Origin of the sequence: Ketobacter sp. GenoA1, from assembly GCF_003671475.1 — a bacterium.
Classification (GTDB): domain Bacteria; phylum Pseudomonadota; class Gammaproteobacteria; order Pseudomonadales; family Ketobacteraceae; genus Ketobacter.
The window spans coordinates 1-12,550 of the sequence record NZ_RCHM01000045.1; the positions used below are offsets into that span (position 1 = coordinate 1).

The window sequence follows — 12,550 nt, forward strand, 5'->3', positions numbered from 1 at the left end:
GGTATTTTGGTGAGGGCAACCGCCGTTGCCTTGAACTCATCGTCGTATCGATTGTATTGCTTTCTTCGTGCCATTTGACACCTCCACTTAGGTAGTTGGAGGTGTGCGCATTATCGGGGGAGGTGTCAAGTCCGACTGACTGCAATTGTTATGTTTACCGGTCACGAAAACCCAAAGATCCAGCACCATTAACAGTCAGTTTTTCCGCCAACAAAAGCATTGCTTTTCTGATAGTATTGTCATCTAAATTCTTAGTTTTTGTTGTTGATGCAATAATAGCCATCAACATATCTCCCGCACCAAAAACATCCACTGCTAAATATTTATTTGGTATAGAAAAGTCAGATTCTTCTCCATTCGTATACTTTATAAGCCCCCTATCTCCACGCTTTAATATTACGCCGTAAGCAGACAATATTTCACTAAACTCCTTCAAACTCTCTTTAGTCGGGCATTGTCCAAGAAACGCTCTAAACTCATCCTCGGTAGGAAAAAACCAACTGGCGCCAAAGTAATCTAAATAATTTGATTTTCTTGCATCAACAAAAGATATCACAGCAGGATCTTTAAACTTCTCACGTAAAGACTCCTTTGAAATAGGTCCAATCCCACCCAGCCCATAGTCTGAAACCAGAATTTTTTTAGAACATGAATTCTTTATTATTTCTGCCATTTCTAAATCATTGATATTTCGTACCGGTTCTGGCTTATCTTTTATTTGTTTTGTAACACCATCATCCACTAAATACTCAACGACATTAGTCTTTCCCTCTGCGGGGAATGTAATTAATGATCCTGATTTATACGCGCACTCATCAAATATTAAATTGATAAGATCTGGCTTCGGGAAGGACGTGACAAGCAAATATTTCGACTTCAACTCTTCCAAAACATTAATAATATTACCTGAACACCCTATACGATGAAGGTAGATAGAGTTTACAAGATACCTATCTAATAAAATATCGCCTAATATTAGAATATTCTCAGAGCTCATTTTATTTTTCAATTATAGGACTTTCTAAGCTTGGAGTACTTGTCTTTTAGGTTTTTTGCAACCGTTACTTTATTTCTCACCACTGCAGGCAAGCCGATAGAAATCAATAGCGCCATCAAGGCAAAGATAAAATAAATCAAACCATCCAAATAAAAACAGAACTTATCTGAATCTGCGTAAGTAACAAATTTTTTGAATGATGAAATTATAGCGCCATCACCATAAAGCAAGAAAGATATAGTAATCACCGAAGGAATTGATGACATAAACAGAAGTAGTGACTTGTACAACCTATCTTGAGAAAACTGATCCTTGTATTTATCTATAAAATCCCACTCATTTATATGCTGATCCCTCTCAAATGGAACAGCTTCTTGACCGCTATTAAATAATTGTTGTGCTGCCCACCCATCCCAGTGAGCTATAGTGTTTTTTAACTTAATGTGAGCATCTTTTATTTCTTCAGCTAAAAACTCTCCATTTTTTCCATGACGAATTTTATCCGCTAGTTCATGCGCTCCATAGAGCATTAAATGTTTTGCTGGGCCGCTTGTAATGAACAAACCCAACTCTGCAATTTTTGAATTTTGATAACCATTATATATAGCGAGAAAATACACGAGCACAGACACCCCGCCGATAGTGATGAAGTATTTTATAAATTCATTAACTAAAAGGATATGTTCTCCCGGGTTAATGATATTAGTAGGCCCCATATCAAGAACTTTCATGAATCCAAGAAATGCAAACGTGGCTCCTATCACCGTTAAAAGAACCTGATCGCGGAATTTTACTCGTTCATTTATCTCATTTCTTGCTGCATTGTAGAATGTCATAGCAGTAGATAACGAGGCAGGATACTGTGGATACCCAGGTAATATAAACTCTATTTCATCGTCATTATCCATGACTAATACTCCGAAGCTTCAAAAACATAACGTTTTGCGTAACCGGGCGCACAAAGGTGCAGAGCGAAGCGGCGCAGCTTTGGGCGATCCGTGTTTACGTGCTTGTTAGCCTTCTGTTTTAAGCACCTGTTCATATATGGCTTGCCTTTTTAAGCGATCTTCGCTCACATCCCCCAAATCGCGGAATGTCTCGTAACATCCAATGACCACAGCTTTAAATTCACGTGGTTGGTTAATAATCATATCAATGATTTGTTGTGACCATGATTCGATTTTCCGGCTTCGTAATGTAGGTCTTTGAGCCCCAGTAATTCTATGTGATAGAAGCGCCATTATGTGCCATTTAAATTTCCGAGCTTCAGCGGGTATTTGTTTGTTGCTAAAGAGGATAGCCATTCGGTAGTAAACCAAGCAGCTCGTGTAGTAAACAATTTCTCTATTTTCTTCGCTAAAAGCCCGACTTGCGATGCTGTTGTCTGAAAATATTTTTCGAGGAAAGCGATAAGAAAGGTCAGGACGATCAAGAAATACAGCAGATACACAACGAGCAAGTATCTTAAGATCAAATATTTTAACACCCGGCACCCCTTGCCCCACATACTGCCTGTCCCTGCGTTCAAAAAACAATCTATTTTCGTCATCTGAGAAGGAGTTAAAGTAGGTTTCTATTCTACGCGCCATTGGCTGCAATGACAGAAACTGATCATCATCAATTTTAGTTTGGCTATTAGTAGCGCGAACAAGATCCGTGAAAACATCCTCGTTGTCCGTTTCAATAACTTTCAGAGAAACCATCATATCATCACTAAGGTCGTCTCGGTTAATCCACAAGACATTTGATGTTTGACAGCCGTTAACTATTTGAAAGTCTACAAATGTAATGCTCATCCCCTGAACTCTGACATCAGGACTAACGATGGTGATCCCATTGTTCAATACGGGAAATCTTGAGTGCGACTCTTCGTTTCTTATTGTTTCGCCAATTGCGCTATTTACAGGATTATCTGCCCCCAGAAATGCTCTAACATTTTCTTCGAAAACGTGAAGCCGTAACCTGCCTGTGTCATCTGCAAGTAGATTCTCAACGAATTTTTTTGCAGGAACTATAGCAAGATACGATTCTTCTACGCCCGCTATAGTAGGAAGAGCTGCAACAGAGAAAGCATCGACTTTTGCCTCAATCGGAGCTGTTGTTGACTGAAAAGCATGACCTAAACCTTCTCGATCAAGTATTTCGTAATCGATTTCTGAAAAATAACCTTCCTCTTCAATGCGATTAACAAGTTCAGCTTTTGCTTTTTCAATTTCCTCTGGTGCTATATATCGGCCTGTGTATGCAAATCGAATGAGTAAGCTCAACTTTCCATCACGGATAGCACCAGCCCTATCAATCGCAGCTCCGTAAACTTGTTTAGTATTAGCCTCGATCGAGTCATTGGGCGTGTCTTTGAAATCGTGGCAGAAACGTTCTATAGCAGCATGGAATTTAAGAACTTCCCCCAAATCAAGGTTTTCTGATGTTTTTGCTTGTGTAAGAATAAGTTTAACATCATGATTTCTCCGCCCATCTCCAAGTATCTCTTCTGCATCTTCTATCGATAGAGATACTTCCTGATCTATTAAAAGCGCACATCCATCTAATCCGTCATCGCCTGAAGTAGTTGTGATATCTGCAAGATCGTAACTTTCAACAACTTCAGGGGTTATCACACAATGGTTAACAAGACGTTCAAATTGATCTGCCTCGCCCATTTCATGAAGTTCATAACTTTCGACAAAGTCTCGTAGAAGAGCTGCAACTATCCTATGCATAGTGTTCTCATTTCAATTAATAGTAAGAATTTCTTTATTTGCCTAACGCTGAGCTTTACGTCAATTTTGGAGCCGCGATGCGGTGGAGAAATTATCCGACAACAGCACTTGGTTAAAAGTGCTTACGTAGATCACCTCTGCAGCGAGCGCCATGCAGATTCCGAAAATTCCTCTCGGTAATCCCGAGGCGATGTCCGAACCCGGTTGGCCAACCACGCTCTGCAATAATTTTCCGATGGGCCTACGATTAAAGAAGGTATTATCTCGAACGGCTGAACTATCTTGATATCTTTGTTTTCAAAACTGAGCAACTTCTCTTTCAGTTCCTGGTAATTTTGGGCATTTCGAACTTTCAGCTCCTGACGAAACGGCCCTTTCGCAACGGGAGAGCGCGCCTGATAAAGGAATCGCGCCCATTCCGGTTGTGCCACAACCCAGTCCAAATAACTCGATACAATCGAATAGATAGCCTCGCGAAGACTGTTCGTTTTGGCTAATTCATGCTCCAAGTGCTGCCGCTGATCATCTTGGGCAGCAAAAAAGAGTGTACTCAAAATTCCTTCTTTGTTCCCGAAGTGATGGTAAATCGCTCCCACGCTTGTATCGCAACGGGCCTTAATCGCATCGATGGTAGTTGCCTCCACTCCGAGTTCATTAAAGCAATAGAGCGCATGCTCCAGAATCTCTCTTTTCAGGGCAGCCCTGCGGCCTGGAAACCGATCCTCCAGGATTTTGTCTTTATTCATTAAATTGTGATTCATCCGTTTGAGCTAGCGATACTCGACATTCTACCTGTTGACAGCCACCACATAAACAGAATACTATTCTTTTACAGAATACTATTCTTTTATTGTATGGAGTGTTCACCGATGAGCCAAACCTTAGCAGCATTCAACGCATTCGGCCCCGAGAGCTTTGGTAATATGGTGTGCCAACAAGCACCCTATTTCAGCACCATCCAGCCAGAACTCGTCGACCTGAAATCAAAGTTCGCTGAAGCACGGGTGCCTTTTAGAAAGGAAATTACCAACCACTTAGGTACGGTGCACGCTATCGCGATGTGCAACCTCGCTGAATTAGTGGCGGGATTGATGACAGATGCGTCGATACCTAGCAATGGAAAGTGGATCCCACAGGCTATGTCGGTCAAGTATCTGGCCAAGGCAAAGACGGCCTTGCGTGCCGTTTCAAACGGACAGGAAATCGACTGGGACACTACGGGTGAAAAAACCGTGCCAGTAGAGGTATTCGATGAGGACGGTCAACTGGTATTCACTGCGGAAATCACCATGAACGTCAAGCTGAGCTAATGGATCAAATTAGCCGGGCTGAGTGGTAATCGGTTAGCCCGGCAACTGATGCAATACCACTTGTATGGTCCAATACGCAATATATATTATTATTTGCAGCTGACCTTACCATAGTTGTAGCATTTTATTGTCGTAGAATTTAATGGTATGCACGATACTATTGGAAGACATGTCTGACGATCAATACCCCAATGATGTGGTATCGCTAAAAGCGTTGTTGAAGAAAGCGAATCAGAAAATTGCTTTCCAACAACAATTGATTGATGCCTTTGAAGAACAAAGGCGATTAGCGCTCACTCGCCAATTTGCACCGAGCAGTGAAAAAGAAGCGCTTCAGTATCGAATGTTTGATGAGGCTGAATCCGAAGTTGAAGCGTCGCCTGATGTAGAATCCGACAGCACCGAAGTAAAAGCACATCAACGACGGGGTGGTAGACGGAGCTTGCCTTCCCACCTACCCCGTATTGAAATACGACATGATCTGCACCAGAAACCGCTCCGATGCCACCGCAGCCTATCCCCAAAAGCCAGGCCAGCCCAGGATTTTTAGCCTACATCGTTACCAGCAAATACGCTGATGCGTTACCACTGTATCGCCAATGTCATATTCTAAAACGCAGTGGAATCGATTATGCCCGCAACACCCTGTGTCATCAGGTGGTTAAAGCCGGAGAACTATTACAACCGGTCATTAATTTAATGCACGAACAGCTACTGGAATATCCGGTACTGCAAATGGATAAACCACGGTACAAGTGCTCAAAGAACCGGGCCGTACAGCGCAAAATAAAAGTTATATGTGGGTATTACCGGCGTACTTCACTTTTGGTCGTTCGCGAAGTACGCCACTGCCTTTTTTAAAAATTCCAGCTCCTCTTTGAGCTTCATGTTTTCCCGACGTAGCCTGCGCGTCTCTTCACTCTCTTGCTTGGAAGAATCAACACCATCTACCGTATTGAATTGCTTATCAGAAAGACGGGTGAACTGACGACACCAGTTATAGATCTGCTGGGCACTCACTCCTAACTCTTTGACAACCTGAGCAGTAGTAATGCCCTCTTTCGAGGCCCTGTTTACCCCTTCTCGGCGGAATTCTTCGGTATAAGCTTGGGTCTTCTTGCGTGCCATCTCGGACACCTCCATAGTGGTTAGTCTAACTATAAAGGATGTCTACTAATTGTGGGTAACACGGGCGTATAACGCCCGCATCAGTGGGCATGAACGACTTGTTATGCGCTTCACACTAACACTGCCTTGTTCCCTTCAGGTAAACAACGCCATTCGGCTTTATTTCAACGTTAAATAAGTATTGACCAGGGGTGATATCAGGATCATATTCAAACCGAGACATTTCATATTTTTCGAATTTTGAATACATATCATCTAAATCTGCCGCCAACACCTCATGCAATATTTTTTCGTAGTGAATTTTAAGCTTATCTTCAACATGAGTAATGAGGTGCGCAACTATGTTTTGCACCTCCAACAGAAATGAATCATTTATGTAATTAACAGTCGCGAACACGGGCTTTGAAATATATATTACCTTCTTCTTTGCAGAGTTCGGATATAGGCCAATTAAATTCATAGTGCCCTCTCCACTTCCGCCCGAGTGAGCAATATAGTTATTTCTAAGATTCATCAACTTTTTATGTGTGTTTATATACTCTTTTGGAACGTGGACCTTCTCCAGCTTGACTCTGCCACTAACGAAACACCGGCCGTAATTGACAATCAACGATGTCGCGTGCGCTGTAATGTTGTGATTGGCGAAAGGATCTTCTTTTTTGTTTCGATAAGTATTAATACAGCATATGCTCCAATTGCAATAATCCAGGCTACGTTTAAGCGAAGCATAGGCAACGTAAATTTTTGCATGCTTACTCTGAAACTTAAGAGCGAATAGATTTTTTCCGTCCATCTGAATCATTTCAGGATGCTTAGAAAAATCTATGGGTTCAAATGAGAGATTTTTACTCAAGGGAAATCCTCAACAAAACGCATCATGCCTCAAACACCAGTGACTAAAAGGAGGTCCCAGGCCGCAAAGCGGTCTATTCTGCCTTTGTTTGTTATAGATAGACCCATCACCGAGTTCTACTCATCCACTTCTGGCTCAGGAATAATGAACTGTCCCTCTGCAGACGATGTATCTTTATCTCCGGTGTGAACAAAGATATGGCTTTTAGGGAGGAAGTAAAATCGGCTATGAATATCACCACCACTCTCCAAAAGCTCCAACCTTCCATCTACGATTCTCCACCTATTCTCAAAGTGATTTCCACCAATTATTTTTCCATCTTTAGCAAAGGATATTACTTTTGATCTTTTAATACTTGCGCCAGGATTATGATAGAGTCTAAATTTATTTGAGATCAATTCTCGCTCGAACTCTGATCCGCTTAATGAAAAAATCTGAATCGATGAGTTGCTCAACCTGCTTTCGAGCTCCGCCTGCCTTTTCTCTAATTCCTTTCTGACACGACTCTCCTCTGACTTGGCAGCCAGTCTCTCAGACTCCATATGCTTTCTAAGTGTTTCCAGCTCCTTTCTTGCTAATTCGGCTTCTTCTGTATCTTTATTTTCTCTCTCATCATATTCCTTTTGCTTTATCTCCACCTCATTTTTCATTTTTTCGTAGTCAGCATTTACAGCCGTAACTTCATCTTTTAGGGAGCTTATTTCATCTTTGAGCTTTCGTGATATTTCATCTTCCGCAAGTATTCTATTTAATTCCGCTTTTGCTTCGGCTCGACTTTTGGACTTAACAAATAACCTTGTGTCTTCATCTATCTTTTCATTTCTTCTTTTCTCATTTGGTATCATTTGTAATTTTTGGACACCCAAGCTTATCCACGGTCCAATTAGCGACACAAGGATAGAGAACAATAGTGGAAACAAAATAAGATTTTGTATGAAAAAATAATTGCCATCAATAAACTCTATTCTTTCCTCAATCATCTTTTCACTAAAAAGCAGCACTCCAATAGCTTTCCAATTAAATATAAGCCAACCAAATGTAAAAGCTCCCAGCAAAGGATCTCTTAACCTCGAAGCAAAGTGGTTGCTTGCTTCATTAAAAACATCTTTAATCATTTTATCTTCCTTGCCTTATTATTGGCCGGTTCAACCAAATAATTGCATAACGCCGCCAACACAGGCCGGAGCACGTAGTGCGGAGGTCCTGCCCCGAAGGGGCTTCAGTGATTGGTTTTGTTATGCATTTATTCTTTAAGGTGGTCTTCAAATGAATCCGCCTTATTACGAGCTACATCTTTTTCATAGCTACGTAATAATTTGGTCCTTAGCTCCCTAATTTTAGTAGGGCTTTTAAAGTCACCTTTATAATCAAATTGATCGCCTAGGTCTTGAACTTCATAGTTTAAGTCAATAATTAAAGACCTAAGTATTGATTCAGCAGCGGCCATAAACCGGTCAACCTTACCTTCGTCAAACAGCTTCTTAGGATCTCGAAAATATTCCGATGCAATTCGGTCATTTCTAATCAATTCTGACAAAACAGACATAAGAAAAAATCTTGTCAAGCCATACTTGGATAGCGGTTTATACTCAATTTCAGGAGCGACACTTATAATGCGCTCCATTATTAGATGAAGAAATATTATTCGGTGCGCGGTTACTGCAGGCCTTGCAAATATATCAGAATATTTGTCATCAAATAATTTGTAAACCTGATGGCATGATTCCGGCTCCAGCAGGTCAAATGAAAGCAATAGCCGACCTGCCTCTTCGTTTGTGATTAGAGTAGTGCCATCTTTTTGTTGTTGACCGCGCTTAATCTCGAGTTCGTATATGCCATTTTCAACTTTTGTAAATTCCTCTTTTAACCTAAGTTGGACTTCATTTGTTGACTTTAAGTCCCTAGGTTTAATAGCGTTTTGGTTGTTGCTATTTACAGTAATTTTCTTTGATAGTACTGCATCCTTAATTTGTATTATTTTAGCAATTACCCTAAGATTTTCAGTCAAATATTCAGATGCTTTCTTAAATGTAGAAATACTTTGTGCGCCATTTACCACTACGTAGTTTTTAACTTTTAGTCGCTCATCTTTAATTTCCGCATCTTCACAGAGAATATTGACCCCGTTGTGGTACAGAAGAAAATTTTCATGCTCAGCGGGATCATTAACACTACTCATTAAAGCTTTATTCACTTTTGTATTGCCTAGAGACTGCCTTACGTTCTGCGAGAACAGAGTTCCATCATCTATACCACTCATACCTGCTAGCTCAATAGCTTGAACTGGCAAAATGTAAGTTATTGCTCGATCAGAAGTTTGCACTATTATCGGTTCGACATAGCTAGCATCGAACTCATAACTACCCTCAATTCCGCCCTCAACCTCTATATCCACAAATTCCTTAGCAATTTTTATTCGATCATAAACTACTAAGGATTCCTCCTGCCGAAGAAACTCCTCGCCATTTGCATCTAGAGGTAAATTGCAAACAAATAACCCCTGAACCTTATATCCTTTATTAACAAGACCTTTAACGTTATTTCTACGTAAAACTCTCTTCAACTCTTCATTTGCTCCGCCGTCAAGAAGCGCCTGAACGGAGTCTTCGTCATTTAATTGTGTTATTGTCCCTGCCAGCTCTCTTAAAGATGCATCCCCCAAGGTGGAGTCTTTTTGTTTTATTTTTCCTTGAAGAACATAAATTATCTCTTGAGTATGATCTACGAACAGCCCGTCAATGCCTCTATCATTCGGGCGATCGCAAATAGCATCGTCCGCCTCCACGCTATCAAGCCTAAAAATGTTTTCCAAAAACCAATTTAGAAATGCAATTGACTCACCCCGGCCTTTTTCTTCATATCGAGTCAACATGGCTTTTAAGTTTCCATATTTAAGCTCATCTGCATTCACAGTATTATCCTCTGTTTAAATCTAATTGTGCATAACGCCCGCAACACCGGCAAACTGGAGCGCAGCGTAAGTTTGTCCGCGTGCTTGCGTTTGTTAGCACTTTAGTATGGCTCATTGTTATCTTCATACATCATGCTGCGCATTTCTTCTTCTAAATCAATTTCAAAGTATTCGACTGCGTCATAATGGTTAGTGGACACATAAGTATTTCCTAAACCACATGCCACAAGCTTTGAGTAACCTAATATTTTCAAGCCACAGGCACCGCACACAAAGCTCGCAGGAAGCATTGTTTGTTTCTCAATAATACCATCCTCATCTACCGTAGTTTTAGGCGCACCAATTGAACGCCCTTGTATCAAAGCTACGCTATTACAAGCTGGGCATTGCACTCTATGTCCATGATGCCTTGTTGACAGCAATTCAGCCTGCTTGGAAAGCTTGATCCTATCTTCGTCTGATTTTTCATGCCAAATAGTTTTATGGGCATTAATTGTTCCCTTAACTGATTTCGCACTTTCATCCTGCAAGGCTGAAATATGATGCTCAGCTTCCTCAGCCACATCCTTGCCAAGCAAGGACTCCAATGTTTCTCCTATTGAAGTCACCAAAACCTTACATACAGAGTAAAACATGGGAAGCCAAGAGGAAGATCCCACGCCGTCAAAGGGTAACGCACCAGAATGCAGTTCACTGTTTCTTTTGTTTATATGAGCTATGCTAAAATTCAGCATCTCCCTCGTGAAATCAGGAAATAGATTTTCCGCGCGTTTCAACAAATCAGAAATATCTGCGGATTTAGGGGTAAACTTCTGTTGGTTTGGATCTGTACCAACCGCATACAAAATATTATTCCAATCCTTTCCATCAGCAACTAATGCTGGTGATATGTTTGAAATAGCAGCGCGCACTAGAATCTCTAGCGTTAAGGCAGACCAAAAGCCAAACTCCCAATCTGAATGCTCTTTTTCCATCATTGTCTCAACATATCGCTGAGCTTTTGTAAACAATGCGTCTTTAGACCATTCGTGCGCAGTTCTTGTAGCGTTCAAATTATCACCTCTTCGAAATAAACCCTTTCTATTATTCTATCCATAGACTTAGTACTGACCACGCTTCTACCATGAAGCATCCGCCAGTTGTCTATGAGCAAGCAGTCACCTTTCTCAGCAAGATACAGACTCATATATTTTGCATTATTTAAACTGACTTGAATTTCCTGCCTCAAATCTTTTGCAATACTGTTAGCAGGCTCTATAAATACAGAATCCCACCGAAACATCCCATCTTGCTTAACTTTTATCAAATTTGCGGTTCGATCTAATTTTTTCCTAGGCCTAAAATGAGCTCGATTCAGAATACAAGCATCAATTCCATCACAAATTTCTTTGCTGTCGATGAGTTTTGTTTCAACATCTGCCACTGGCACAACACTTCTTAGAAATAAGTATCTTGGCGGAACGTACCAATGCGCCAAATCCGTATGAAAAGGAAACTCATTTACCCCAAAATTGCCGCTATAAGTGTTATCTAATTCGTTCTCTTTTAGTCTTGGCGTCAGGGTTTGGATCAACGGCATTGTGGGGACTTTAAATATATTCCCAATACGCTGCGCCACTTCAAGCATCGATTCATTTGGGTCGCTTGAAAATGACACATACCCTGTTTCTATCAACTCTTTCCGCAATGCTCGATTGCCCTCTTTGTAGTGCTAACATTCCCACCTACGTACAAAAGTACGTATACCCCGCCATTCCCCATACATCACCGTACCAATGACGCATGATTTCAAATAGTCTGCGCTTGATCCGATATCACCCAGATTTCCTTTTTTCAACCGTCGCAAGTACATCTATCCCCATGCCTTTATCGAGCCCTGAACGCAAAAGGCCACAGCGAATGCTGTGGCCTTTTGGCAAAACTCAGCAACCTGTCATCAGCCGCATTTTGAATCCCCGCAGTTCAAACAGGTCATGCAGCCATCCATATAGATAACCGCTTTGGTACTGCACTTACCGCACAGGCTGGCCCCTGCAGGAAAGGCGCTGTCCTCCTCGTGCGGCGCTTCAGGCTTTTTTGCCTGGGCAGTCAACTCCTGTTTTTTCTTTTCTATAAACGCTTGCTGGTGTTCGTCCAGTTCGCTTTTGATCATGCCGATCATGCGCATGTGGTTTTCAATGGCTTCACCGATCTCGGCCACCAGCGAGGGCATGAACTTGCCGCCGCGCTTGAAGTAGCCGCCCTTGGGATCGAATACCGCTTTCAGCTCTTCCACCAGGAAGGTACTGTCACCCCCCTTGCGGAATACGGCGGAAATAACACGGGTCAGCGCCAGTACCCACTGGAAATTTTCCATGTTCTTCGAGTTGATGAAAATCTCGAAGGGGCGGCGTTGTTCGTGCTCGGTGCCTTCGTTCAGGATGATGTCGTTGATGGTGATATACAACGCATGATCCGACAACGGGGTTTTGATTTTATAGGTAGAGCCCAGCAGCATTTCCGGGCGCTCTACGCTTTCGTGCATCTGCACGACATTACTTTCGGGCTGTACCGGTTCAGCGGCAGGCTGCTCCGGTTTCACCACTTCGTATCCAATGATTTTGGATTTGATTTCTTTAGCCATGGGTCAAT

At 41.7% G+C, this 12,550-nt stretch carries 14 protein-coding genes; 3 read left to right on the plus strand and 11 right to left on the minus strand.

What is annotated here, in order from left to right; genetic code table 11:
- Positions 1–154 precede the first annotated feature (154 nt).
- The 4 genes from D9N13_RS20625 to D9N13_RS20640 all read right to left on the minus strand — a co-directional run bounded on the left by D9N13_RS20625 (position 155) and on the right by D9N13_RS20640 (position 4,463).
- Positions 155–997: a PfkB family carbohydrate kinase gene (locus D9N13_RS20625; protein ID WP_290593857.1), complete on the minus strand. Its 843-nt coding sequence runs from the start codon at positions 995–997 to the stop codon at positions 155–157.
- Positions 998–1,005: 8 nt separating this feature from the next.
- Positions 1,006–1,905, minus strand: a complete 900-nt coding sequence (locus D9N13_RS20630) for a hypothetical protein (RefSeq protein ID WP_290593858.1) — start codon at positions 1,903–1,905, stop codon at positions 1,006–1,008.
- Positions 1,906–2,010: 105 nt separating this feature from the next.
- A complete protein-coding gene (locus D9N13_RS20635; protein ID WP_290593859.1) occupies positions 2,011–3,717 on the minus strand; it encodes an AIPR family protein in 1,707 nt (568 codons plus the stop codon).
- A gap of 131 nt (positions 3,718–3,848) precedes the next feature.
- Positions 3,849–4,463, minus strand: coding sequence for a TetR/AcrR family transcriptional regulator (locus D9N13_RS20640; RefSeq protein ID WP_290593860.1), 615 nt, complete (start codon positions 4,461–4,463; stop codon positions 3,849–3,851).
- A 123-nt stretch (positions 4,464–4,586) separates the two neighbouring features.
- Between D9N13_RS20640 and D9N13_RS20645 the strand changes: the two genes are divergently transcribed.
- From D9N13_RS20645 to D9N13_RS24365, 3 genes are all read left to right on the plus strand, one after another.
- Positions 4,587–5,027 carry a hotdog fold domain-containing protein gene (locus D9N13_RS20645; protein ID WP_290593861.1) on the plus strand — a complete coding sequence of 147 codons (441 nt, stop codon included), beginning with the start codon at positions 4,587–4,589 and terminating at the stop codon, positions 5,025–5,027.
- A 169-nt stretch (positions 5,028–5,196) separates the two neighbouring features.
- Positions 5,197–5,577, plus strand: coding sequence for a transposase (locus tag D9N13_RS20650; RefSeq protein WP_290593862.1), 381 nt, complete (start codon positions 5,197–5,199; stop codon positions 5,575–5,577).
- Complete coding sequence (locus tag D9N13_RS24365) at positions 5,529–5,888, plus strand: IS66 family transposase (RefSeq protein ID WP_411268202.1); 360 nt, start codon at positions 5,529–5,531, stop codon at positions 5,886–5,888. The genes D9N13_RS20650 and D9N13_RS24365 overlap by 49 nt, the downstream gene beginning before the upstream one ends.
- On the opposite strand, the gene D9N13_RS20655 is transcribed toward D9N13_RS24365, so the two are convergent.
- From D9N13_RS20655 to D9N13_RS20685, 7 genes are all read right to left on the minus strand, one after another.
- The gene (locus tag D9N13_RS20655; protein ID WP_290593863.1) at positions 5,847–6,155 is read right to left on the minus strand and encodes a transposase; all 309 of its coding nucleotides are present in this window, start codon (positions 6,153–6,155) and stop codon (positions 5,847–5,849) included. The two genes, D9N13_RS24365 and D9N13_RS20655, sit on opposite strands and share 42 nt — an antisense overlap.
- 115 nt (positions 6,156–6,270) lie before the next feature.
- Positions 6,271–7,008 carry a hypothetical protein gene (locus D9N13_RS20660; RefSeq protein WP_290593864.1) on the minus strand — a complete coding sequence of 246 codons (738 nt, stop codon included), beginning with the start codon at positions 7,006–7,008 and terminating at the stop codon, positions 6,271–6,273.
- A gap of 116 nt (positions 7,009–7,124) precedes the next feature.
- Positions 7,125–8,123: a coiled-coil domain-containing protein gene (locus D9N13_RS20665; RefSeq protein WP_290593865.1), complete on the minus strand. Its 999-nt coding sequence runs from the start codon at positions 8,121–8,123 to the stop codon at positions 7,125–7,127.
- 128 nt (positions 8,124–8,251) lie between these two features.
- The gene (locus D9N13_RS20670) at positions 8,252–9,919 is read right to left on the minus strand and encodes an AIPR family protein (RefSeq protein WP_290593866.1); all 1,668 of its coding nucleotides are present in this window, start codon (positions 9,917–9,919) and stop codon (positions 8,252–8,254) included.
- Between the two features lie 101 nt (positions 9,920–10,020).
- Positions 10,021–10,971 (minus strand): hypothetical protein, encoded by a 951-nt coding sequence (locus D9N13_RS20675; RefSeq protein ID WP_290593867.1) that lies wholly within the window; start codon positions 10,969–10,971, stop codon positions 10,021–10,023.
- A complete protein-coding gene (locus D9N13_RS20680) occupies positions 10,968–11,576 on the minus strand; it encodes a TauD/TfdA family dioxygenase (protein ID WP_290593868.1) in 609 nt (202 codons plus the stop codon). The genes D9N13_RS20675 and D9N13_RS20680 overlap by 4 nt, the downstream gene beginning before the upstream one ends.
- A 279-nt stretch (positions 11,577–11,855) precedes the next feature.
- On the minus strand, positions 11,856–12,542 hold the full coding sequence (locus D9N13_RS20685) for an NrdJb (RefSeq protein WP_290593869.1): 687 nt from the start codon (positions 12,540–12,542) through the stop codon (positions 11,856–11,858).
- Positions 12,543–12,550: the final 8 nt, after the last annotated feature.

Coding starts and splice junctions, on each gene's coding strand:
- D9N13_RS20625 (WP_290593857.1), bottom strand. CDS start 997: ATGAGCTCTGAGAATATTCTAATATTAGGCGATATTTTATTAGATAGG.
- D9N13_RS20630 (WP_290593858.1), bottom strand. CDS start 1,905: ATGGATAATGACGATGAAATAGAGTTTATATTACCTGGGTATCCACAG.
- D9N13_RS20635 (WP_290593859.1), bottom strand. CDS start 3,717: ATGCATAGGATAGTTGCAGCTCTTCTACGAGACTTTGTCGAAAGTTAT.
- D9N13_RS20640 (WP_290593860.1), bottom strand. CDS start 4,463: ATGAATAAAGACAAAATCCTGGAGGATCGGTTTCCAGGCCGCAGGGCT.
- D9N13_RS20645 (WP_290593861.1), top strand. CDS start 4,587: ATGAGCCAAACCTTAGCAGCATTCAACGCATTCGGCCCCGAGAGCTTT.
- D9N13_RS20650 (WP_290593862.1), top strand. CDS start 5,197: ATGTCTGACGATCAATACCCCAATGATGTGGTATCGCTAAAAGCGTTG.
- D9N13_RS24365 (WP_411268202.1), top strand. CDS start 5,529: ATGCCACCGCAGCCTATCCCCAAAAGCCAGGCCAGCCCAGGATTTTTA.
- D9N13_RS20655 (WP_290593863.1), bottom strand. CDS start 6,155: ATGGCACGCAAGAAGACCCAAGCTTATACCGAAGAATTCCGCCGAGAA.
- D9N13_RS20665 (WP_290593865.1), bottom strand. CDS start 8,123: ATGATTAAAGATGTTTTTAATGAAGCAAGCAACCACTTTGCTTCGAGG.
- D9N13_RS20685 (WP_290593869.1), bottom strand. CDS start 12,542: ATGGCTAAAGAAATCAAATCCAAAATCATTGGATACGAAGTGGTGAAA.